This window comes from Fibrobacter sp. UWP2, from assembly GCF_900141705.1.
Taxonomy (GTDB): domain Bacteria; phylum Fibrobacterota; class Fibrobacteria; order Fibrobacterales; family Fibrobacteraceae; genus Fibrobacter.
Genome location: NZ_FQYM01000015.1, coordinates 37,089 through 58,832 on the forward strand (window position 1 = coordinate 37,089; position 21,744 = coordinate 58,832).

Genomic DNA, 21,744 nt, shown 5'->3' on the forward strand with positions numbered 1-21,744 from the left:
AAGAAGCGATCTGATCAGGCCGCTTCTTTTTGGGGCTTGATCTTGGCGGTCATGTAGGTGAGCACCAGGTTTTGCCACACCACGTAGCAGGTGGGCGCCAAGGCAACCACAGGCCCCGCGTAGAGGCTCGCGACCCAAATCACGAGGGTGGTGTTCTTTTGACCCATGCTCTGGGAACCCTCGATGGGCCGGCGGCCACGCTCACAATACCAGCCCAAAGCAAACTGCAAAATGCACAGCACCAGAGAAACGGCGGCCATCATGGGGAGCTTGCCGCTCTCCCACAGTTCCGCAAAACCCATGGCGCGAATATCCATGCTCGCCTTCGCCAGAATGAGGAACACCGAAACGGTCCATACGACCATCGTGTACTTTTGGTACCTGGCGGCACGGTCGGCCAGCTCTGGGTAAAAGGCGCGCATGCCGAGCGCAAAGGCGAGCGGGATGCTGATGATGGGCTGGATGGTATTGAAAATCTTGAGGGCGACCTCGTACAGGCTCGCCTCGATGCCCGTGAGGTAGCCGAACACGATGGGGATGCTGAAGCAGGCAATCAGGTTCCCGCTGAGGAATATCTTCAAGGCGAGGGAGGCGCTCCCGCCCAGCATCTTGGCCATGGCAGGCGCCGCGTTGGCGGGCGGGCAAAGAGCGATGATGGCGCCACCCAAAAGGACCTCACGCGGGAGGCTGAACAGCTTTACGATTCCCCACAGGGCCACAATCAAAACGAGGCTTACCACAAAGGCGCGAATCTCTATTTTAAATGTGTAGCCGTGGGTCTGCGGCGGAATCTTGGTCACGAAGGTCAAAAACATCATGATGCCTATGAGGAAGGGGAGTGCCGGGGCCAAAGCCCCCGCCTGCGGCAATAAAATCCCCGCCACAATGGCAATCGGCATCAGTATGGAACGCAAATTCCGCATAGCGGTCGCAAATTTAGAAAAAAAGCTAAATTTAGCCCCATGTTCCGTTCCAAGTACCAAGCGTTCACCGACACCACGTCCGAGAACGTGTTCAAGGCGAAAAAGCAGAGCAACCCCATCACCCTCGTTGTGCTGGGCTACTTGCTGCTGGTCTCCATTGGCACAGGCGTATTGAGCATCCCCGCAGCGTCGACCCGCCCGCTCTCGTTCATCGAGGCGTTCTTCACCTCCATGTCGGCGGTGTGCGTCACCGGGCTCACCGTCGTCGACATTTCCACCACCTTTACCGACTTTGGCCACTGGACCCTACTTGTCCTCATGCAGATGGGCGGTCTCGGCATCATGACCGTATCTACCACCTTGATCCTCCTGGCCGGTATGCACCCGGGTTTCAACCACCAGTCCGTTTTGCTCGCCAACTACACCCAGGAGGGCAACGTGGACGCAGTCCACATACTCAAGGCGGTCATCCCCTTTACCTTCATCCTCGAGGCCATTGGCGCGGTAGTCTACTTTACCCAGTTCTCGGGAATGCCTCTCTACGAGCGCATCTTCGGGGCCATGTTCCAAGCAGTGAGCTCCTTCTGCAACGTAGGGTTCACCCTGTTCCCCGACTCGCTCGTGCAATTCCAGCTGAACCCCGTCATGAACATCACCACCTGCATTTTGGTGCTGGCGGGCGGTTTTGGCTTCCTCGCCATCACGGAACTGCGCTATGCGGTCGACATCAAGAAACGCTCCATAAGCAAGGTCTCCCTGCACACCAAGATCGCGACCCTCGGCACGCTCATCATCGTGCTGGCCAGCACCCTCGTATTCACCCTCACCGAGTGGAACAACGTGCTGAACGACCTCGACTTTGGCGACAAGATGCTCACCACGACCTTCATGGCCTTTACCAGCCGTACCGCGGGCCTCAACAACATTGACATCCCCACGCTCTCGGCCTCTTCGCTGTTCTTTTTTGTAATCATCATGTTCATCGGGGCGAACCCCGGAAGCTGCGGCGGCGGCATCAAGATCACGACGACCGCGGTCATCGGACTCCTCGGGTTCAACCGCCTGCTCGGGCGCACAAAGACCCAGGTCATGGGACGCACCCTCCCCGAAGCGACGGTCGACAAGGCGGTACGAATCTTTGTGGTCTCCATCGTGGGGATGGCCCTCGGCACACTCATTTTGCTCTTTACCGAAGTCCCCAACGGCGCCGACGGCAGCAGCCAGTTCCTGAAGGTCCTGTTCGAGGTCGTGAGCGCCTACAGCACCTGCGGCCTCTCGATGGGACTCACCACCGAGCTCTCCACCGTGGGCGAGGTCGTCATATGCAGCCTCATGTTCATCGGGCGCATGGGGCCCCTGTTCCTGATCTCTGCGGTGGCCGGCACGGCCCAAAATACCACCTGGTTCGCCGAAGAAGACATCATGGTGGGCTAGCGGCTCCGCCGCAGTTTCTAGTTTATTGCATTTAAGGCTATAAACATCGCGAAGCCAGCATCACCGAGTAACTAGTAACTAGTAACTATTAACTACATTTAAATCATGGCATCTAAACAGTACATCATTATCGGTCTCGGCAACTCGGCCATCTTCTTAGCCCGCCATTTGACCAGCCTCGGCCACGACGTGATGGTCGTCGATAACCACCCCGAAAAAGTGCAAGACATCTCGAGCACCGTCTCTCAGGCCGTGGTCGCCGACAGCACCCGAAAAAAACAGCTGGCTTCCATCCCGCTGCAAAAGGCCGATAGCGTCATTGTTTGCATTGGCGAGAACCTCGAAGCCTCGCTCCTCACCGTTTTGAACCTCAAGGAGCTGGGCGTCAAGCACATCATAGCCAAGTCCAGCAGCGCAGCCCACTCGAGCATCCTCGAAAAGCTGGGCGTCTCCGACATTTTCCACCCGGAACGCGACAGCGCCATTGCGCTCGCCGAACGCCTGAACCGTCCCAACATGCTCGACTTCCTCCCCTTTATGGAAGGCTTCAGCATTATCGAAGTCGTGTGCCCCAAGGACTTTATGGGCAAGACCCTGAAGGACCTGAACATCACGCACAAGTACGGCGTGCAGGTCATCGCCATCCGCGACCCGCAGGAGCCCACCCCCAAGATCGGTAACATCGCCGACGTGGTGCTTCAGGAAGACGACGTGCTGTTCCTTATTGGACCGAACGACGCCCTCGACAAGTTCAAGAGCTAATCCCAGACCCGTAGGAACCTAAAATTTCGTTTTTTTTCGAAAACCTATTGCGAAAAGAATCGAAATAATTTATTTTGAAACAATACAAAGAGTAACGACAAGCGAATAAAACGAGATTCGCGAGTCAAGGCAAAAACATACCTCTCCGCCAAGCGGAAATAGGAGACAAAATGAAAGTATGGGTCTGCAAAGTTTGCGGCTATGTCCACATGGGTCCCGAGGCTCCCGATGAATGCCCCCAGTGTCACGCCCCCAAGAGCAAGTTCTTTGAAAAAGTAGAACAGGCCGCCGGCGGCAAGATCGTTTGGGCCGACGAACACAAGATCGGCATTGCCCAGGGCCTCGACGCCGAAGTGGTGCAGGGCCTTAAGGAGAACTTTGCGGGAGAGTGTACCGAGGTAGGCATGTACCTCGCCATGAGCCGCCAGGCCGACCGCGAAGGGTTCCCCGAAGTGGCCGAAGCCTACAAGCGCATCGCCTTCGAAGAAGCCGAGCACGCCGCCAAGTTCGCCGAACTCCTTGGCGAAGTAGTATACCCCGACACCAAGAAGAACCTCGAGCTCCGCGTTGCCGCCGAAGCCGGCGCCACCGAAGGCAAACTCGCTCTTGCCAAGCGCGCCAAGGAACTTGGCTACGACGCCATCCACGATACCGTCCACGAAATGTGCAAGGACGAAGCCCGCCACGGAAGCGCCTTCCAAGGACTCCTCGGACGCTACTTCAAGTAACCTAGAAACAAGCCCCCCTCGCTTATGCAATCATCAGCTCTACTACTGCAGGAACATCGCATACGGCCCTCGGCGCAAAGGCTGGTCGTATTCGACTACCTGCGTAGCGTGAAAACGCACCCCTCGGTCGATACCATCTACCAGGCACTACAGGCCACGAACCCAAACCTTTCGCGTACTACCGTGTACAACACGCTTGAACTGTTGACAAAAAAAGGGCTCATCCTAACGCTCGACTTTGGCGAGGGGTTCTTGCGTTATGACGGTAACGTCGAACCGCACAGCCACTTCCAGTGCGAGAAATGCGGCGCCGTTATTGACATCATGGAAACTGCCGAAGGGTGCGAGAAGATGCTCCCCAAGGGCTGCACACTCTCGTCGGCGTCCCTCTACCTTTACGGCAAGTGCATGAACTGCAAGTAGTTCCATCGCATATAAACTAAGCGTGATATTCGTCACACCATTGCTGCCGGTTCAGTTTCTACACTTGGACCGACAGCAAACAAAAAGCTCCGCTCCGGCGGGGCTTAACTTGTTAAATGACTTAGACTTAGAGTGCCAGTCCGGTCTGACTTAGAACACCGGTTCGGCCGAAGTTTTTGCGTCCGTCTTTTTGACGGGGATGGCTTCCTTGGCCAGGGTACGGTGTTCGACCACACCCACGGCGAAGTACTTGTTGCCCTGCTGGATCACAGAGGTGGCGGCATTCAACAGCTTGACGCCATACCATTCCTGGTAAATGTTGCGGCCGTTGCGCAGGTTCATCTCGTTGACGGTGGGATCGCCCGAGGGCTTGCCGTACTTGAGGGTGAACTGTTCCGACATGTACTCTACGGCCTCGATCGCCTTGCTGCGGCGGGCTTCCTCGACACGGCCTGTGCGGATTTCGAAAGCGTAGAACTTCTCGTTTTTATTGAAAATGAAATCTACCTGTACCGGAAGCTCGCCAAACTTGAACACCGGGACCTGAATATGGCCGCCCTGGTCAAAAGTATCGTAACCCATTTTCATGAGTTCCTCAATGACGGTTTCGCGGGTAGCACCAAAAGGAATTCCTGCGAATTCCAGCTCACTACGCTTTTGGGCGAACACTTCCATGGAAAGTGTCAGCACGAGCAGCGTCAATATAGTCACAAACTTTGGCACGTTAGTCTCCTAAAACCATTGTAAAAGATAATAAACTTTCCCGAAACGGGCACATTTTTTTTGGTTTTTATGCCCCTTTATCTATATTTTGTGATATGGCAAGCATATTTGGCAAGATTTTCACTGTAACGACCTGGGGAGAATCCCATGGTCCGGCTGTCGGGGCCGTTTTGGACGGTTGCCCGGCGGGAATCCCCCTTAGCGAACAGGACATCCAAAAATACCTGGACCGCAGGCGCCCCGGGCAGAGCAAAATGACCACCGCCAGGAACGAAAAGGACCAGGTGAAAATCTTGAGCGGCGTCTTCGAGGGCAAAACCACGGGGACTCCCATCTCGTTTGCCGTGTTCAACGAAGACCAGCACAGCAACGACTACGCCGAAATCGAAAAGTGGTACCGCCCGGGCCATGCCGACCTGTGCTACGACCTCAAATACGGTTTTAGGGATTACCGCGGTGGCGGACGCAGTTCCGCCCGCGAGACCATCGGTCGCGTCGCCGCGGGTGCCGTGGCCCAAAAGTTTTTGCAACAGGTGGCAGGGACCGAGTTCATTGCCTGGGTCGACTCCATTGGCAATGTGGACTGCCCAAAGTTTGATACAGACAAACTAACGCTCGAGATGGTGGAAGCCTCCCCGGTGCGCTGCCCCGACAAGGCGGCAAGCGACAAGATGGAATCGGCCGTACTTGAAGCAAAGCAGTCGATGGACAGCGTTGGTGGCATCGTGAGCCTGCTCATTAGGAACGTGCCTGCCGCCCTCGGCGAACCGGTGTTCGACAAGCTCGACGCCCTGCTTGCCCAGGCCATGCTCAGCATTCCCGCCTGCAAGGGATTCGAGGTCGGGAGCGGCTTTGCCGCAGCCCGCATGCGCGGGAGCGAGCACAACGACGAGATTTACTGCGAAGGCGGAAAGTTCCGCACGCACACCAACAACGCCGGCGGCATTGTCGGCGGCATCAGCAACGGAGAGAACATCGTTTGCCGCATGGCGTTCAAGCCGACAGCAACGATTTCGCAACCCCAGAAGACAGCCAGCAGGTCTGGCGAAAACGGCGAGCTCGCCGCCAAGGGTCGCCACGACCCTTGCGTTGCCGTCCGCGCTCCCGTGATTGTGGAGAGCATGGCGGCGCTCGTGCTCGCCGACCTCTACCTGCAACAAAAGCGGAATAGCCTTTAATGAAGCCTTGGCGGTTGGCGGCAGCGGCGCTATACCGCGCAGGTTACGTACTACACCACAAGCTCTGCTTAAAACCGGGCAGGCCCTTGGCGCACGCCAGGCTGATTGTCGTTGGCAGCTACCTTGCGGGCGGTGCCGGCAAAACTCCATTTTGCATTTGGCTCGCGAGCTTCCTCGCATCACGCAACGGCGACGGCGAGAACGCCCAGCCCCCACGCATCGCCATCCTTTGCCACAGCAAGGCAAAGGACGAAGCGGAACTGCTCGGGCAAAAGTTGCCGTTCGCACGCGTCGCCACAACACAGAACCGCTACATTGCGGCCCACGCCCTCGACCGCCATTTTGACTACATCATTTGCGACGACGGGTTCGAGGATTCCCGCCTTGCAGGCGCCACCACCATTCGCCTGGACTGGGGCGAAGGTAGCACTGCAAAAATCCCGAACAAATGGAGCGACCTGATTCCAGCGGGCAAGTACCGAAGCCTCTTTTGCGACCACGGCGAAGCCGCACTCGTATTGCGCTGCGGCAACGACCCCGCGCTTGACAACGCCAACGTGTATTATTTGATCGAGGGCGTGAAAAACAACCGCGACAAGTCCATTCTCGAAAACGCCCGTGCAAAAGAGGCAACAGTCCTTTGCGCGATAGGCGACCCACGTCGCTTTGTAGAAGACCTCGAACGCTTTGGCGTCAAGCCCAGGCGCGTCAAAAAACGCCCCGATCACGACTCCCGTTTTGAATCGGCTTTGGCAAGGGAACTGCGGTCGGGCCGCCCAGTGGTGATCACCGAGAAGGACGCCGTGAAGGTCGCCACAAAATTCCTCCAAAGCGCAAATTTGTACATCGCCAGGCAAAAAGTTGTGGTTTCGGAACAAATTCAACAAAAAATCGCTTATTTGTAGAACCCTATTTTTTTATTATTTGGTCAGGACAAGGGAAAAGGATAGACTTATGACTCTGACCAAGAGAATCACAGAACTTTTGCAAGCGCTTTCGGCCGGCATTCCAGAACGCGAGTTCTGCATCCAGCTCGGCTTCCTCGCCACGCTCGTGGGCGAACCATTTTACCTGTACGGGCGTTCGGGTTCGGGCAAGTCGCTCGTGATCGATCGTCTCGAAGCCGCCTTTAAGAATGCAAAAATCTTGAAGCTCGGCAAACGCGAACATGAACTGCCCGAAAAGATCGAGGGCTACGACCTCATTATTTTCCAGAGCTTCGACCCGTTTAACGAGCAGAACAAAAATAACGTGCATATCGCCCTGGACTACCGTCACAAGGCATCACTCGTCATCTCGGGCGACCTCCGTCCCGAAGTGGCACTCAACCGCACTGAGATTACAGATAAAATATCTCTCATCGTGACGCTCCCCGAAAGCATTTCGGCGGGCGCACTCTGCTCGCTTTTGCAAACGCAGGGTGACGTGACCAAGACCTATGTGCCCGTGGGACTTGCGGTTTCTCCCGAAGAAAAGGCACAATGGAACGAAGAAATCAAAAAGATTTCCCTTTCCGAAGACACGCTGTTTATCATTGGCGAAATCGCCAAGATTTGTGACGAGAACAAGATTTACGTTCCCATCCGCAAGTGGCTCGCCCTCTCGAACATCATCAAGGCGGCAGCATTCTTTAACGGCCGTACCGAAACGCGCATCACCGACACGTTCTTTTTGGGCAGCCCCATCTGGGGGCGTTCCACCTCGAACACCGCCATCGTGGACAACTACAAGATCATTGTGCGCGACCGCATTTTGAAGGACATCCCGAACATCATTGCGAACCCTTACGACGCCGACGACCTGCTCAACCGCGTACACCGCATTTTGGACACCAGCGACAACAAATACGACACCAAGGATTTCAACGGCGAACCATGCGTGCTCTACAAAATCAACATCGCCGGCGAGCCCGCACCGCTCTACGTGCCTTCGCGCTACATCGAGACGGAGCAGGACTTTAACCCTTACAACGAACTACGCCAAGAAGAAAAGCGCGTGCGCTGCAACTTCCATGGCACTTCGAATTGCACCATCTCCATCGATTCCGCCGTCAAGACCATCGGCCTCCGCACCAACATGGCGCGCGGGACCCAGTCGTCGCAACTCAAGCCCAAGGGCAAGTTCGAGGACTTCGGTACATTGCCGACATACATATTGAAGGAAAATGACCCCGAGGTCATCGAGTCGAAAAAGTCCCAGCTGGCCGATATCCGTCAAGAGATCAAGGACGCCGCCGAGAACGAGACACGGAACCTGCAAAAACTCCGCGACGTATTCGGCGACATCAAGGCCTCCAAGGACGACCTCTTCTGCAATAAGGAATTCTTTAAAAAGTCCCAGGAACAGGTGAGCGAACTCTTTGACAAGACGAAGGTCGTCATCAGCAAAATCAAGGAAGCCCACGAGCTTATCGCGGGCCAGAACAAGTACTAACGGCTCTTGTAGCGTTTTGCCTAGAGGTTGTCGACGCTGTCGGGAATTTCGTTACGCACCACCAGCAAAATGGCGTTTTGCCCGACGATGACGAACTTTTCGCCATTGATTTCGAGTTCCGTGCTGTTGGCGTGGAGGTAGAGCGCCTCGTCGCCCTCCTTGACCTGCAGCGGCACGTAGTTCACAGGATTCTGGGACTCCTCGCGGAAAATGGCGTCGGGATCCTGGTTTGCCGGGATGGGGTACCCCGGACCTACGCGCATCACAATACCCGTGTGCACCACGTCACGCTCCTTGACGCTTGGCGGCAAAAAGAGCCCGCTATCGGTTTTGTTCGAGGCTTCAAGCGGTTTGATTAAAACACGGTCGCCAATCACTACAACATTTTTAAGGGAATCCATCATGACCCCAAAAATAGAATTATATTGGATTCGTGATCTTTTTATTGCTCATAATCCTGTGGTTTGTCATTGCCCTTTTTTTGACGCTCTACTTTTACCACACCCCCAAGGGAAAGGGGTGGTTCAGGATTCTTTGGCGCAGTAAAAAAATACGCAAGTGGTCCATTGTCTCCGTTGTAACGCTTGCCGTCATATCGCTTGCCTTTATTTTGCTCCCCTCCGCGACCATCGAGAAGATGGACTCGCGCCCAATTTTCGAGGGTTTTTCGCAGTCGTTAGTGCTGGGGCTCCAGGAGCAAGGAACCATTTCCATCGACAGCCTTTGTGACCTGCAGTCGCCCATGCCCGAACTCGCCTATGTGCTGCCCGCCATAGTGGGCGTGTACAACCAGGTTGTGGAGAATCCCACCACGCCTAGGCTCCTGCGGCTCGACGACAAGCTCATCCTCTCGTTCGATGGCTATAAGCAGTTCAAGAATCGGAGCATCAAAATCACCAAGGCCGCACAAAAAAAGCTAGGCCCCCGTTACCCCCTTAAGATGGAAAGCTCCGGCACGAGCCACACCATCACCGTGACCTACAGCGGCGAGCCCTGGGACAACGAACAACTTTGCGGGCTCCCCGCCACCCAAGCCGCCATCCGCGAGCATGTGGACCCCGCGCTGTTGATGTCCATCATTAGGCACATCTCCGATTTCGACTTCAACTATGAAGGCGACAACCGCTTGGCGGGCCTCATGGCGCAAGACTCCGGAATCGGCTTGGAGCAAGTGTACGTCGGGGCGGCGCGGCTGCGCATGGCCTTGGACACATGCCAAGGTGTGGAGGACGCCGTTGCGACGTTCTACCCCATCCACAATACCCAAGGCCTAAATTCGGAGTGGCGCAAGAGCCCTCTCAAAAGCTCGTGGATCAAAGAAGTCCTGGATGACGTCCAATTTTACCGGAACAACGGAATAAAGTAATTTTCTAAATTTGACGGCGATGTTCAACAGCAACGGAAAAACTTCGCCTCTTGTTTGGCACGTGCTCGCGGTGATCACCATCGCGTTCTGGGGCACGAGCTTTGTGAGCACCAAGGTGCTCATAGAGCACGGTTTCTCGGCGGTGCAAATATTCTTTATACGGTTTGCATGCACCTACCTGATCTTGCTATGCGCAAGCCACAAAAAGTTCGTTGCCAAGAGCATCGCCGACGAACTCAAGTTTTTGCTGGGCGGATTCACTGGCGGCACGCTTTATTTTTGGACCGAGAACACCGCCCTTTCGTTGTCGCCCTCGTCCAACGTATCACTGATTGTTTGCACGAACCCCCTTTTGATTATGCTTGCGGGCGTGCTCTTCTTTAAGCGCGAAAAACTCGTGCCGCGGCAAATCGTAGGCTCCGTCATCACTTTTTTGGGGATGGTGCTCGTGGTTCTGAACGGCAGGTTCATACTGAACCTTTCGCCCCTGGGCGACATACTCGCCTTCACTGCCGCCATCTCATGGACGTTCTACGCCTACTCTACTGACAAGATAAGAAGCAAGTACGGCACGTTCTTTTCGATACGCAAGGTGTTCTTCTACGCGTTCGTGACTGCCATGCCGCTGATGATTGCAGACTACTTCGGGTTCATGGGCGAGGCCCATACCATACCATGGCATGCATTTAAGAAACCAGTCGTGGCGCTGAACTTTCTCTGCCTCGCCATATTCGCGGGCGTGTTCGGCTACCTCGTGTGGAACAAAGTCATGGAAAAACTCGGAACGATCTTTGCGAGCAACTACGTTTACGGAATTCCGCTCGTGACCATTGTGACCGCCTCCTTGACCGTCGGCGAACGCATTACCGCCATGGCCTGGACCGGCGCCGCCGCCATCATCTTGGGGATGGTCATGGCGGAGTACAAGAAAAAAGGCCCGAACGGTTAACGTCCGGGGCTTTTACATACCGCCCGCGCTTTTTCAACCGCGCGACGACGCGGCTACACTTTTTCAAGTGCCTGCGTAAGGTCGGCGATAATGTCTTCCACGTTCTCGATACCGACGCTGAAACGAATCAAGTCAGGTGCGACCCCCGCCTCGATGAGCTGTTCATCGGTGAGCTGGCGGTGAGTGTGGCTTGCCGGGTGCAACACGCAGCTGCGGGCGTCAGCCACGTGGGTCACGATGCAGATCATCTTGAGGCTGTCCATGAACTGGATGCTCTTTTCACGGCCGCCCTTGATGCCGAACGTCAACACGCCGCACGGGAGCCCGCCCTTGAACTGCTTCTTTGCAAGTTCATGGTACTTGTTGCCTTCGAGGCCCGCGTAATCAACCCAGGCGACCTTCGGATGGTTCTGGAGGAACTTTGCGCAAGCGAGCGCGTTTTCGCAATGGCGCGGCATGCGGAGGTGAAGTGTTTCAAGGCCGAGGTTCAAAAGAAATGCGTTGTGCGGAGCCTGGATGGATCCGAGGTCGCGCATGAGCTGAGCCGTCGCCTTGGTGATGTAGGCGCCCTTGCCGAAAGCCTTTGCGTAAGCGAGACCATGGTAGCTCGGGTCCGGTTCCGTGAGACCCTTGAACTTGTCGTGATGGGCTTCCCAGTCAAAGTTGCCGCTATCCACAATGCAGCCGCCGACAGAAGTCGCATGGCCGTCCATGTACTTGGTCGTGGAATGCGTCACGATGTCCACGCCGTATTCAAAGGGTCGGCAAAGAATCGGGGTCGGGAACGTGTTGTCCACAATCATCGGGACGCCGTGCTTGTGCGCAAGCTTTGCAAAACGTTCCAAGTCGAGAATCTTGCCGGCCGGATTTGCCACCGTTTCGCCGAAGAAGCACTTGGTGTTCGGACGGAACTCCTTCTCGATTTCTTCGTCAGAGGCGTCCTGGTCCACAAACGTGCACTCAATGCCGAGCTTCTTCATGGTGACGCTAAAGAGGTTGCTGGTGCCGCCGTAAATGGCGCTCGTGCTAATAAAATGGTCGCCCGCTTCACAAATGTTGAAGACGGCGTAGAAGTTCGCGGCCTGACCGCTGGAGGTGAGCATCGCAGCGACGCCACCTTCGAGAGCGGCAATCTTCGCCGCGACAGCATCGTTAGTCGGGTTCTGCAAGCGGGTATAGAAGTAACCCGAAGCCTTGAGGTCGAACAAATCGGCCATCTGGGCGCTGGTATCATACTTAAAAGTGGTGCTCTGGTAAATGGGAAGAACGCGGGGTTCGCCCTTGGTGGGGGTCCAGCCGGCCTGTACACAATCGGTTTCTATATGAGCCATTCTTTTGCCTCTTGATTAATTTTTTGCTCAAATATAGATAGAGCCAGAGGTGTAAAAGGCTCTAATCCATATTCAAGCTATGTGGAAATATAGAAAGATTCTATAACCTGTCAATGCAAAAATGCAAATACATGCATAAAGAAACGGCTATTTTACATCGATCCGGCGCACCTGCCGGTCAACCTGAACCAGATAACTGCCGGCACGACGCATTTCGAGCGCAACGTTTCCGGTGGAGCCCACCAGCCCCTTGGCAATTACCCGGCCCTGCATATCGAACACGCTTACCTTTGAGCCCGCATGGGCGCCATAGACTTGCAGCAGGCGACCCGCGGCATTGACGCCGAACGAAAGCGTCTTGGAAACTTCGCGAAGCGATTGCCTTATACTGTTCGACCAGATGGTACCTTCGTATGTGTTTACGCAACTGTTCAGGATATTTGGGAAGGAGCCCTTACCATCCGGATGCCAGAAAAATTCTTCCCATACGGACTGGCTGTAATAATCGTTGATGAATAGTCCCGAAACACTATGGTTGTTGGCATAATAAACCAAAGTATTGCCATTAAGCAGTACACCAATGGGCTGCCACAGTACGATTCCGTCCACCCAATTGCTGTCGGCATCCACGAGGACCTCGTTGACGACAATGTCGTTTGTTTGCCAGGCACAGGGGAGGGTTTCTGTAAGTTTGGCGCTGTCAAGTTTGTTGCTCGTGTACAGTGCAAACCAGTACAGTTCTTCGCGATTTGAGATGAGGTAGCAGCCGTTTTCGTTTGTGGCGGGCTTCTTGGGTTCGGGGTACCAGTGCGCATAAAGGTCGAAATCGCGGCTGTAGTAGGATGTTTTCCCGAAACTCTTGATTTCGCTGGAATAAGTGAGTTTTTCAAACCAACCTACAAAAATAAAGCCTTTACGGGTCGGTTCTTTTAAGGTGATGTCGGTGTCGAAATTGAATGTTGCCGGATTAGCGGGGGCATTCTCGCCACCGTTCAAGTGGTACGTGATCTTATAGTTGTTCGTTATCCACTTTGCATATAACGTGATATCGTCGCGGCGATCCTTCGCAAGCTCTTTCACAAGCGTTTTGAACGTGGAATCGGCATACCAGCCGTCAAAAGTGTAGCCTACTTTTTCAAGCCCCTTTAATGTATAGGCCGCGGAATCCGAGGACCAGCGCGAGGGATTGATTTCGGGCTCCATGCCGCCATTGGCAACATAGGTCACAAGATATTCGCTCTCCCACCTGGCGTAAAGGGTGTAGTATTTTTTGCTACCGGCCTTGATGGTGTCAATCCGTTCCTTATACAGGCTGTCGGCAAACCACCCTTCAAAGGTATCGCCCTCCTTTGTGGGACTTGACAGAATAACGGCGGAATCGATTGTGTAGTACTCCGGGTTTTTGTCGCTGTTCACGCCACCGTTCAGTTTGTAGTCAAGGTAATACCTCACATTGGAACTTAAAACCGGGTATGGATCTACGCCCACGCTTTGTTCCCATGCGGCACCATAGGTGCCCTCCTGCAATTTCCCTAGAACGGTCCCGTCCCTGAATTCGTCCGCAGTCGCCTTTGATCCACCGTATTGGGCTGCCCCATCGCCGGCATAGTAGGTGTTCTTGATTTCAACATGGTGGCGGGAACTGTCATAGTAACACCATTCAAGATTATGAAGGCCAAAAATGGCATCGCCGCTATCAGAAACAGTTCCGATGTTGAATACGTTCTCGAGGGTTAAATCCTGCGCTTGACCGACAATGCCTCCGGTTCCATCATATGGGCGAGATGCACCGGAAACGCGGCCCGCATTGTAGGCGTTGATAATCTGAGTCACGTTGCTCGGGTTCATCGTGGGCCATTCGGGCTTTGCTAGGGCAGGCTTTGCCAAGGGAGGCGGAGCACAAAGGCACGACCAGTCTTCCTTGCTTATAATTGCACCGGCAATGCCGCCGGCGCTACCGCGCGCGACAACCGTCGCCTCGCTAAAAACATTGACAAGAAGCGCCGACTGTTTTATATAGCCGACAATACCTCCTGCATAAGGGGTACCTTCAAAATAGGAATCCTTAATACCCAAGTTCCTTACGACGGGGGGCTTGCCGGCGCCTTCATAAAGCTTAGAGAAAAACCCGGCTTCATACTGTTTTTTTGTATAAAGCCCCGAAATGGTGTGGCCGTTGCCCTCAAATATTCCGCCAAATGCAAAAGGCTTCCAGTACATGATGTCATTGCGGGTGGAGTCCGGGTTCCCTTCCGCATCCAGCAGATTTTCATTGACCACGATATCGTTCTGGAGTTCTATGCAAGCAAAGGTGGAAAGTTTGGGGATGGCGTAAAGTTCCTCCTTGGAGGTGATTTGGTAACAACTGTCAGCACTTAACTGGGGTTCCTTGACTGCAGGGGCCCAAAGCGCTGTTAGCGTGTATTTGTCTCCACTGCAACGGGATATACTTTTTTGGGGAGCGTCGTAAAAAACACCGGTGGTAGCTTCTTTAAACCAGCCCAGAAACCGGGAACCTTCGCGGGTCGGCTCCTGGAGCGTAATCGTGCATTCGCTAGAATCTGCTTTTATGACGACATAGCTATCCGGGTTCGCGGGGTCATTCACGCCCCCGTTCAGGTGATAGGTGATAGTCCGCGTGTCGCCTACCGCGGCAAAGCCGAGGCCACCTAAAGATAACAGCAACAACATAGAATATAAGCACTTCATATTCTTAATATAACGAAATTATTTTATATAAAGTAGCAGTATTAAAAAATATCGTTGACAAAAAATAAACACCAAAAGGCGTTTTTTTTAATCAATTTGCGTAAATCTGTCGATGACGATGTCGTCCGGGAGCATTACGCGGCTTTCAAAGTCCGCCTTGGAACGAATCCAAATGGTCCCCCTCGGGTGTTCAGGAGTTTCGTACTCACTCCTGTATACAACCATAGGCTTAACGTCTTCACAATCAAGCGCGTTCGCCTCAATAACAGTATAAATCATTGTAGGACTTTTGTAATGACGATAGCGGTGCCCGTTAATGGCTTTGCTCACAGTTCCTCTCCTTTATGTTCTGTGATCACGGAAGTCAGGTAATCATAATCCTTGGGGTGGCTCACGAATTTTGCAGGGTACAGTTTATGCTTCGAGAAAAATTCATCGCGCGTCATCCACACAAAACTTTCAACTTCGCCGGGTTGCGGCACAAGTGAGGCGGCTTCCTTGGCGTTGAGGGTAATACGGTACGTGTCGTAGTACTCGTTATCAAAATACGTCCCGTTGTTCAATACGCTCTCGTGGGTCGATTCAAAAAGGTACGTGAGGTCAGAGGCTTTTTTGGTTATGCCAAGCTCTTCCTTGAGCTCACGCAGAGCGGCCTTTTTGCTGGTGTCGCCCGCAGTAATGTGACCCGCGCAACTGGTGTCCAAAAGGCCCGGGTTATTCTCTTTTTCCCGGCTGCGAAGCTGGAACAGAATTCGACCGGATTCATCGAACGCCCAAACATGCACCGTGCGGTGCCACAATCCCTTCGCGTGGACTTCGGTACGCCCGCGAGAGTAGCCTGCTAGGCTTCCGTCCGGTTTCAAGATGTCGATTTCTTCTTCCATAGGTATAATTTAAACAATTTGTTTTTTTTGCGTGAAAAAATTCTTCAATCTTTTGAAAAAAAACGTTTATGTGGAGTTTTTTTGTTAGTATTTGGGCATGCAGTTCAACGAAGATGCCATCCAAAAATTAATGCAATCCGCCAAGGACCAGGGCGTTTTTGACAAGGCCGTGGCGGGATTCGTATTGCCCGACGGCACCCAACGTGTAGTGGAGTTCAATACACCCCGCGACACGGTCTTTGACATCGCGAGCCTCACCAAGGTATGCCCCACCTCGACGCTCGCCCTGCGTTACATACTCGAGGGCAAGCTCGCAGTCAATACCCGCGTGGTGGACTACATCCCCGAATTGCATACGAACTACCGCGACGACATTTGCATATTCCACCTGCTCACGCACAGCCTGGATTACCGTGTACCAATGAAGACGCTCCGTACGCTCCCGGCAAAAGAAATCCTCAACGCACTTTTCACCTACCAATTCGAGAAGGCGCCCGGTGCCGACTTCAACTACGGCAACCCGGCGAGCGTCCTTTTGGGTATCATCTTGAACCGCCTTACAGGCAAGTCGCTGCAGGACCTGGGCCGCGAGCAGTTCTTTGAACCACTCGGCATGACCCGCAGTGGCTGGGATCCGCTCACCCGCGACTTCAACCGCATCGCCAAAACACAGATTATGCCCACCGAAATTTGCGCGTTCCGCGGTCGTGAAATCCAGGGCGAAATCCACGACGAGAGCGCATGGGTTTTGCGGGAGTTGTTCCCCGTGGGGAGCGCGGGCATGTTCAGCTGCATACCGGACCTGCTCAACTTTGTGCAAATGGTTTTGAACGATGGCACTTTGAACAATGTGCGGGTCATGCCCGAGGGCGTCCTCGATCTAGTGAGCCACAACGCCTTTGAACGACCCGACTGCCGCCAATTCATTCCCAAGGGCACGACTGAAACCGCCGACGCCTGCACCGCCCTCGGCTGGGAACTGAACGCCTCCAAGTTCATGGGGACCCGCGTCTCGCCGCGTGCATTCGGCAAAACGGGTTTCACGGGAGCAAGCATTGTCGCCGACCCCATTGCCGGCGCCGCAGTGGTGCTGCTCAGCAACTTCACCTACCCGCACCGCGAACCGAACGCCGACCGCATCCACGCATTTCGCTCACGCATCAGCGACGCATTTTTCGGAATGCTCCTGTAGCCGGGCAGACGTCCGACACCCAAACAAAAAACGTCCCGTTTCCGGGACGTCTTAAAAATCGGGAGTCGCCAAAAATTAGCGGCCGGAATTCTTCTTTTGAAGTTCGCGGCGTTGTTCCTCGGCAAACAGGCGGGCCATTTCGATACGGTTGTTTTCCTGTTCCTTCTTTTTGGTCTCCTCTTTGCAGTTCACGCACTTGGTGGCGGTCGGCACAGCCAAAAGGCGGGTCTTGGGAATCAACTGCTTGCAGACCTTGCAAACACCGAAGGTGCCCTTTTTTATGCGCTGCAGAGCTTCTTCGAGGTAAACCAGGTACTTGCCTTCGCGGGCCGCCAACGAGAAGGTCGTCTCGAGGGCATTGTAGTCCGTAGCGGAATCGGCACTGTCGGAATCACCACCGTCACCAGACTGGCTCTTTTGCCCCTGGAAAGCATTCGCCTTTTCTGATTCACTTTGAGCGGTCACCAACTGGCGCCGCTTTTCAATCAAAAGTTCCTCAAAAAACTTCAGGTCAGCATCACTCATCTTTGCAGGTTTTTTCTCAGCCATGGTAAACTCCTTCTTTTGGGGTTCGGTTGGTAGATTCGTTATTATCCGTGATAAATTATCTTTTTTTTTACAAAAAGCAAACACAAATTAAAAAATATCAACATTTAATTTGAGACCGCCCTTTTTGATGTCCTTGATCAAGGCATCCATGTCAGCAGAAATCGCGTCCAATTCGCTAATTATGCGGCCTTTGCCCGAAACGATGGCCCCGGCGGTGTTGTCGTCTTGTTCCAACTTGGAGGCAAGAGCGCTCAACTCGTTCTTGGTGTCCTTGAGCTTGGCGAGCAGCTGGTCAATGTGCTCGACCAGCGTATGGGCGCTTTGAATGGCATTGTCACCCTTGGCATTGGCGTCTTCGAGCAGCCCCTTCGCATTTTGCAAAGTCTTGTCGCACCGGTCGATAATGCCCTCAGCCTCCTGCTTCCACGAATCCACGGTCGACTCAGTGGTATTCACCAACTTTTTGCCCTTTTTGAAAACGCGGTCTATGCGCTTGCCCAAAGAGCCCTCGGCAATGGAGTCCTTAAAGGCGACAAGGGAGTCCTTGATCTCGACCAGGTTGTCGAGGGCGGCAAACAGATCCCTCGAAATTCCCGAAGTCCCCTTGTCGTAAATGCCCGAAACGGTATCGCCATCAGAAATAAGATCCGGCGAGTCACCGCTCAACACGCACATCTCGCGTTCGCCCATGAGTCCCGCAGTAATAAGACGGAATTCCGAATTGCGCGGAATCTTGGCGTCGGCCAGGACCTCGGCGGTCACGTAGACGGCGTCGTCCGTGAGTTCCACCTTGGTGATTTGCCCCTTGCTAATGCCGCGCACTTCCACGCGGTTTCCCGGCGAGAGCGTGCCAATAGCCTCGTAGCGCACCACGAACGTGTAACGCTCATGGTATGGGCTTGCCGGATGGAACAAATACCACGCGGCACAGCAGCCGCCCAGTAGGAGGATCCCTACCATGGCAGGCAAAATATTCGACTTGACTTTTCTAAGGAAAGGGCTCATATTACTCGTACGGAGACCAGTGCTGGGGATCCATTTCGAGCAGGTCGTCGGAATATTCTCCCTTTGCCTTGGCCTTTATCTTTTGCATTAAACTTTCGTTGAATTCTGCGGCGACGTTTTGCCCGTTCATCTTCATCAAGGCGTTCATCGCGATGACTTCGCTGATCACGGTCAGGTTCTTGCCCGGCGCCACCGGAATTACGACCTTGGGGATGGAGACTCCCATTACAATCTCGTCACGTTCGTTGAGGCCCGTACGCTCGTAAGAGACATCGCGGCTCCACGGCTGGAGTTCCACAATGACTTCGATTTTTTTGACCTTGCGGATGGCGTGGATGCCGAACATAGAACGGATGTCGAGAATGCCCACACCGCGGATTTCCATGTGGTGGCGGATTAGCGGATCGGGGCGGCCCACGATGGTGTTACCCACATGGCTGATGTGCACCACGTCGTCGGCGACCATGCGGTGACCGCTTTCGACGAGGTCGAGCACGCATTCGGACTTGCCCACGTTGCTATCGCCAATAAAGAGCATGCCTATGCCGTACACGTCCACAAGGCTCCCGTGGATAACGGCGTGCGGGGCAAAGAACTCCTCAAGGATTCGCTGGACGACTTTGTTGAATTCGTAGGTGTGGAGCGTGGTCGAGAACAGCGGGATGTGCAGCTTGTTGCACATCTCCTTGAGTTCGTCATGCGGCGTTTGCGCATGCGTCACCACCCACATGGGGGCCTTGAAAACCGAGAGGTTCTCGAAAACTTTTTTGCGGCCCTCGGGTCCGAGCGACTCCAAGTAGTTCCACTCGGTATGGCCAACCACCTGTATTTGCTCCGAACTATAAACTTTGGTATAACCCGCCATGGCGAGACCAGGGCGATGGATGCCGCCTTCGGCAATGAAGGTGTCCAGGTCCGTTTCGGGAGAATGGATCGCCAACTGCAAATCTTTGCCATAATGGCAAAAAAAGTCCCGCACCGAGAGCTTCTCCCGGTGCAGGACCTTTAGATCTTTCAACCTAGACTCAGTCATTATGCAAGAGAAGATGTGGGCTGAGCGCGGTGGTCGTTCTGCTTGTCGTTCGCTTTCTTGAGCTGCACCTTGATGCGCTCCAGGGTGACGTCGACAGCCTTGCCCATGTTTTCTTCATCGGCAGAGGCGACTACGGTGGAACCCGTGATGCTGACTGTAATTTCGCAATGACGCTGATGTTCCACTTCATGGTCGAGAATTACAGAGGCACTGGTGATGTTCGGGTAGAATTTTGCCAATTTATCCATTTCTTCCTGGATTCGGTCCTGGAGACCGGCAGATGCATTAAAGTGGCGAGCAGAAAACTGAATGTCCATTATGATACCTCCGTAAAGTAAAGATGGCACTATATCGCGGGGATTTTACCTCGCATTTAGAGTATATACATCTTTTTTCCCAAAAAAAACAAGCATTTTTGTGAATTTTCCGATAAAAAGCCGTCCCATTTGGAATAAATGAGTTTTTTTGCCCTTTTTGGGCTTTTTTGGGACGCTAGACCTGTTTTCTAAGGCGCGCCGGCAAGATTTTGAGCTCCTCTTCGCGGTACTTGGCCACGGTTCGGCGGGCCACCTTGATGCCTTGGGACTCCAGGGCGTCGGTCAGGGCCTGGTCCGAGAGGGGCTTTTTCTTGTCCTCCTCGTCCACCAGCTTTTTGATGGCAGCAAGGATCTGCGCCGAGCCCACGACCTCGCCCGAGCTGCTCGAGGGATCCTGCTTGACACCCGAGGTAAAGAACTGCTTGAGCTCGTAAATGCCGTAGGGCGTCTCCACGTACTTGCCGTTGGTCACACGGCTCACGGTAGAGAGGTCGCGCCCGACCTCGTCGGCGATTTCCTGCAAAATCATGGGCTTGAGGAAGGCGGGCCCTTTTTTGAAAAAGTCCTTTTGTCGCTTGACAATAGCCCGCATCACCTTTTCCATGGTGGAGTAACGGTTGTCAATGGCCTTGATAAAGTCGTTCGCCTTGTTGAGGTTGTTCTGGATATACTCGCGGTCCTTTTTGCTAAGGCCCTTGTCAGAGAGCAGGCTCACATACTCCTTGTTGATGCGGAGATGCCTGGCCCCGTGGGACTTGAAGCACTCCACTTCGTAGCGGCCCTTCTTTTCGACAACGCGCATGTCGGCGGCCTTGATTTGCGTAGGCGAATTCGAAATCTGGAGTCCAGGATGCGGGCTCAACCTCGAGAGGCTCGCGACCACCTGCTGAACTTGCTCGGTGGAGGCGTTCATGTCCTTCGCGATTTTGGCGTAGCGGAGCGCCATCAAGTCGTCAAAGTGCTCTCTCAGCACCTTGAGGGCAAATTCCGGGAAGTCGTCGATGGCCATCGCCTGGATAATGAAGCTCTCTTGCATGTTGCGGGCGCCAATGCCACGCGGCTTAAAACTTTGCAACACGTGGATGGCTTCCGCCACGGGGAGACTCGCCGACTCCAGCGGGATTTCGTTGCGTAGCACGCGCTCGATCTCCACAATGTAGCGGTCGTTGTCCATGAGGACTTTGGTCATGGCAACTTCGTCGGCAGGCTGCAAAAAACCGTTCTCGTCAAGAGAGTCTATAAGGTATTGCACCAAGGTACGAAAATGGAGCTCCGTACAACCGGCCTCTTGCAGCTGTTGCAAAAGCTGGTGGGTCCCGTTCCATTCGCGCAACTGTTCAAGCAGACGGTCCTGCAAACTGGCGTCGCGGTCCTTTTGCGGGAGGTCAAAATCCTCGTCAGGGTCGCGCACGTTCAAGTCCCTAAAGGGAGCATCGGCATTGTCGGCACCGTCTTCCAAGCGCTTGACCCAGTCGGCATCCGAAGTGTTGTCTAGAATATCGTAGTCCGTGTCGGCGCTGTCTTCGAGCGTACCGCGCTCAAAGTCCATCTCACCCCGCTCGGTATTGGAGTCTTCCGCATAGTCGTTGCCGGCGTCGTCGGCGCCGCTTTCGGGGGCGGTTTCAAACTCGTCCAAGCCTTCGTCTATTTCCAAAAGTGGGTTGGTCTCGATTTCTTCCTTGATGGCGGTCTCAAGTTCTAGAGCCGTCTTTTGCAAAATCGTCACCGACTGCAATAACTGCGGCGAAAGCGTTTGTTCCAATCGCTGGGATTGTCCCAGCTGCATCCCTAAATCCATAGCACCA

The 21,744-nt window shown here is 54.1% G+C and carries 22 protein-coding genes; 10 read left to right on the forward strand and 12 right to left on the reverse strand.

Annotation, left to right across the window (positions count from 1 at the left end):
- Positions 1-14: 14 nt before the first annotated feature.
- Complete coding sequence (locus BUB55_RS08415) at positions 15-923, reverse strand: hypothetical protein (RefSeq protein ID WP_143152976.1); 909 nt, start codon at positions 921-923, stop codon at positions 15-17.
- A 39-nt stretch (positions 924-962) separates the two neighbouring features.
- Here BUB55_RS08415 and BUB55_RS08420 point away from each other — a divergent pair, with 39 nt between their 5' ends.
- From BUB55_RS08420 to BUB55_RS08435, 4 genes are all read left to right on the forward strand, one after another.
- Complete coding sequence (locus tag BUB55_RS08420) at positions 963-2,357, forward strand: TrkH family potassium uptake protein (protein WP_073189932.1); 1,395 nt, start codon at positions 963-965, stop codon at positions 2,355-2,357.
- A 105-nt stretch (positions 2,358-2,462) separates the two neighbouring features.
- A complete protein-coding gene (locus BUB55_RS08425) occupies positions 2,463-3,119 on the forward strand; it encodes a potassium channel family protein (protein WP_073189934.1) in 657 nt (218 codons plus the stop codon).
- 170 nt (positions 3,120-3,289) lie between these two features.
- The gene (locus tag BUB55_RS08430) at positions 3,290-3,847 is read left to right on the forward strand and encodes an NADH peroxidase (RefSeq protein ID WP_073189936.1); all 558 of its coding nucleotides are present in this window, start codon (positions 3,290-3,292) and stop codon (positions 3,845-3,847) included.
- A 24-nt stretch (positions 3,848-3,871) separates the two neighbouring features.
- The gene (locus tag BUB55_RS08435; protein ID WP_073189938.1) at positions 3,872-4,270 is read left to right on the forward strand and encodes a Fur family transcriptional regulator; all 399 of its coding nucleotides are present in this window, start codon (positions 3,872-3,874) and stop codon (positions 4,268-4,270) included.
- Between the two features lie 150 nt (positions 4,271-4,420).
- On the opposite strand, the gene BUB55_RS08440 is transcribed toward BUB55_RS08435, so the two are convergent.
- The gene (locus tag BUB55_RS08440; RefSeq protein WP_073189940.1) at positions 4,421-4,993 is read right to left on the reverse strand and encodes a hypothetical protein; all 573 of its coding nucleotides are present in this window, start codon (positions 4,991-4,993) and stop codon (positions 4,421-4,423) included.
- A gap of 95 nt (positions 4,994-5,088) precedes the next feature.
- Here BUB55_RS08440 and aroC point away from each other — a divergent pair, with 95 nt between their 5' ends.
- From aroC to BUB55_RS08455, 3 genes are read left to right on the forward strand one after another with little or no spacing between them, the layout of a single operon-like run.
- Complete coding sequence (gene aroC / locus BUB55_RS08445; protein WP_073189942.1) at positions 5,089-6,171, forward strand: chorismate synthase; 1,083 nt, start codon at positions 5,089-5,091, stop codon at positions 6,169-6,171.
- The gene (locus tag BUB55_RS08450) at positions 6,171-7,076 is read left to right on the forward strand and encodes a tetraacyldisaccharide 4'-kinase (protein ID WP_083596945.1); all 906 of its coding nucleotides are present in this window, start codon (positions 6,171-6,173) and stop codon (positions 7,074-7,076) included. Before aroC ends, BUB55_RS08450 begins: the two co-directional genes overlap by 1 nt.
- 49 nt (positions 7,077-7,125) lie before the next feature.
- Positions 7,126-8,604, forward strand: a complete 1,479-nt coding sequence (locus BUB55_RS08455) for a hypothetical protein (RefSeq protein WP_073189946.1) — start codon at positions 7,126-7,128, stop codon at positions 8,602-8,604.
- Between the two features lie 20 nt (positions 8,605-8,624).
- Here BUB55_RS08455 and BUB55_RS08460 read toward each other — a convergent pair whose 3' ends face one another.
- Positions 8,625-9,008 (reverse strand): co-chaperone GroES, encoded by a 384-nt coding sequence (locus tag BUB55_RS08460; protein WP_200778524.1) that lies wholly within the window; start codon positions 9,006-9,008, stop codon positions 8,625-8,627.
- Between the two features lie 29 nt (positions 9,009-9,037).
- Between BUB55_RS08460 and BUB55_RS08465 the strand changes: the two genes are divergently transcribed.
- Together BUB55_RS08465 and BUB55_RS08470 are read left to right on the forward strand one after the other, a co-directional pair.
- The gene (locus BUB55_RS08465) at positions 9,038-9,970 is read left to right on the forward strand and encodes a hypothetical protein (RefSeq protein ID WP_143152977.1); all 933 of its coding nucleotides are present in this window, start codon (positions 9,038-9,040) and stop codon (positions 9,968-9,970) included.
- A gap of 19 nt (positions 9,971-9,989) precedes the next feature.
- Positions 9,990-10,919: a DMT family transporter gene (locus BUB55_RS08470; RefSeq protein ID WP_073189949.1), complete on the forward strand. Its 930-nt coding sequence runs from the start codon at positions 9,990-9,992 to the stop codon at positions 10,917-10,919.
- Positions 10,920-10,972: 53 nt separating this feature from the next.
- Here the strand turns inward: BUB55_RS08470 and BUB55_RS08475 are convergent, their stop codons facing one another.
- The 4 genes from BUB55_RS08475 to BUB55_RS08490 form a co-directional block, all read right to left on the reverse strand.
- Complete coding sequence (locus tag BUB55_RS08475) at positions 10,973-12,250, reverse strand: O-acetylhomoserine aminocarboxypropyltransferase/cysteine synthase family protein (protein ID WP_073189951.1); 1,278 nt, start codon at positions 12,248-12,250, stop codon at positions 10,973-10,975.
- A 147-nt stretch (positions 12,251-12,397) separates the two neighbouring features.
- A complete protein-coding gene (locus BUB55_RS08480) occupies positions 12,398-14,935 on the reverse strand; it encodes an InlB B-repeat-containing protein (RefSeq protein WP_159431949.1) in 2,538 nt (845 codons plus the stop codon).
- A 111-nt stretch (positions 14,936-15,046) separates the two neighbouring features.
- A complete protein-coding gene (locus BUB55_RS08485; protein ID WP_255369497.1) occupies positions 15,047-15,289 on the reverse strand; it encodes a DUF1653 domain-containing protein in 243 nt (80 codons plus the stop codon).
- Entirely contained in the window at positions 15,286-15,843 is a 558-nt protein-coding gene (locus tag BUB55_RS08490; RefSeq protein ID WP_073189956.1) for an NUDIX hydrolase, read from the reverse strand. Before BUB55_RS08490 ends, BUB55_RS08485 begins: the two co-directional genes overlap by 4 nt.
- A 97-nt stretch (positions 15,844-15,940) precedes the next feature.
- Here BUB55_RS08490 and BUB55_RS08495 point away from each other — a divergent pair, with 97 nt between their 5' ends.
- A complete protein-coding gene (locus tag BUB55_RS08495; protein ID WP_073189984.1) occupies positions 15,941-17,035 on the forward strand; it encodes a serine hydrolase domain-containing protein in 1,095 nt (364 codons plus the stop codon).
- A 75-nt stretch (positions 17,036-17,110) separates the two neighbouring features.
- On the opposite strand, the gene BUB55_RS08500 is transcribed toward BUB55_RS08495, so the two are convergent.
- From BUB55_RS08500 to rpoN, 5 genes are all read right to left on the reverse strand, one after another.
- Positions 17,111-17,584, reverse strand: coding sequence for a TraR/DksA family transcriptional regulator (locus tag BUB55_RS08500; RefSeq protein WP_073189957.1), 474 nt, complete (start codon positions 17,582-17,584; stop codon positions 17,111-17,113).
- Between the two features lie 87 nt (positions 17,585-17,671).
- Positions 17,672-18,544, reverse strand: coding sequence for an MlaD family protein (locus BUB55_RS08505; RefSeq protein ID WP_159431950.1), 873 nt, complete (start codon positions 18,542-18,544; stop codon positions 17,672-17,674).
- Positions 18,545-18,590: 46 nt separating this feature from the next.
- Positions 18,591-19,607, reverse strand: coding sequence for an HPr(Ser) kinase/phosphatase (hprK, locus tag BUB55_RS08510; protein WP_234971870.1), 1,017 nt, complete (start codon positions 19,605-19,607; stop codon positions 18,591-18,593).
- A 14-nt stretch (positions 19,608-19,621) separates the two neighbouring features.
- The gene (hpf, locus tag BUB55_RS08515; RefSeq protein WP_073189962.1) at positions 19,622-19,939 is read right to left on the reverse strand and encodes a ribosome hibernation-promoting factor, HPF/YfiA family; all 318 of its coding nucleotides are present in this window, start codon (positions 19,937-19,939) and stop codon (positions 19,622-19,624) included.
- 175 nt (positions 19,940-20,114) lie between these two features.
- The gene (rpoN, locus tag BUB55_RS08520) at positions 20,115-21,737 is read right to left on the reverse strand and encodes an RNA polymerase factor sigma-54 (RefSeq protein WP_073189964.1); all 1,623 of its coding nucleotides are present in this window, start codon (positions 21,735-21,737) and stop codon (positions 20,115-20,117) included.
- Between the last annotated feature and the right edge of the window lie 7 nt (positions 21,738-21,744).

What these genes read in the sequence shown, in the direction of transcription:
- BUB55_RS08470 (WP_073189949.1), top strand. Translation starts at nt 9,990, where the DNA reads ATGTTCAACAGCAACGGAAAAACTTCGCCTCTTGTTTGGCACGTGCTC.
- hpf (WP_073189962.1), bottom strand. Translation starts at nt 19,939, where the DNA reads ATGGACATTCAGTTTTCTGCTCGCCACTTTAATGCATCTGCCGGTCTC.
- rpoN (WP_073189964.1), bottom strand. Translation starts at nt 21,737, where the DNA reads ATGGATTTAGGGATGCAGCTGGGACAATCCCAGCGATTGGAACAAACG.
- BUB55_RS08505 (WP_159431950.1), bottom strand. Translation starts at nt 18,544, where the DNA reads ATGGTAGGGATCCTCCTACTGGGCGGCTGCTGTGCCGCGTGGTATTTG.
- BUB55_RS08435 (WP_073189938.1), top strand. Translation starts at nt 3,872, where the DNA reads ATGCAATCATCAGCTCTACTACTGCAGGAACATCGCATACGGCCCTCG.
- BUB55_RS08460 (WP_200778524.1), bottom strand. Translation starts at nt 9,008, where the DNA reads ATGATGGATTCCCTTAAAAATGTTGTAGTGATTGGCGACCGTGTTTTA.
- BUB55_RS08420 (WP_073189932.1), top strand. Translation starts at nt 963, where the DNA reads ATGTTCCGTTCCAAGTACCAAGCGTTCACCGACACCACGTCCGAGAAC.
- BUB55_RS08430 (WP_073189936.1), top strand. Translation starts at nt 3,290, where the DNA reads ATGAAAGTATGGGTCTGCAAAGTTTGCGGCTATGTCCACATGGGTCCC.
- BUB55_RS08475 (WP_073189951.1), bottom strand. Translation starts at nt 12,250, where the DNA reads ATGGCTCATATAGAAACCGATTGTGTACAGGCCGGCTGGACCCCCACC.
- BUB55_RS08415 (WP_143152976.1), bottom strand. Translation starts at nt 923, where the DNA reads ATGCGGAATTTGCGTTCCATACTGATGCCGATTGCCATTGTGGCGGGG.
- BUB55_RS08425 (WP_073189934.1), top strand. Translation starts at nt 2,463, where the DNA reads ATGGCATCTAAACAGTACATCATTATCGGTCTCGGCAACTCGGCCATC.
- BUB55_RS08500 (WP_073189957.1), bottom strand. Translation starts at nt 17,584, where the DNA reads ATGGCTGAGAAAAAACCTGCAAAGATGAGTGATGCTGACCTGAAGTTT.
- aroC (WP_073189942.1), top strand. Translation starts at nt 5,089, where the DNA reads ATGGCAAGCATATTTGGCAAGATTTTCACTGTAACGACCTGGGGAGAA.
- BUB55_RS08490 (WP_073189956.1), bottom strand. Translation starts at nt 15,843, where the DNA reads ATGGAAGAAGAAATCGACATCTTGAAACCGGACGGAAGCCTAGCAGGC.
- BUB55_RS08450 (WP_083596945.1), top strand. Translation starts at nt 6,171, where the DNA reads ATGAAGCCTTGGCGGTTGGCGGCAGCGGCGCTATACCGCGCAGGTTAC.
- BUB55_RS08495 (WP_073189984.1), top strand. Translation starts at nt 15,941, where the DNA reads ATGCAGTTCAACGAAGATGCCATCCAAAAATTAATGCAATCCGCCAAG.
- BUB55_RS08455 (WP_073189946.1), top strand. Translation starts at nt 7,126, where the DNA reads ATGACTCTGACCAAGAGAATCACAGAACTTTTGCAAGCGCTTTCGGCC.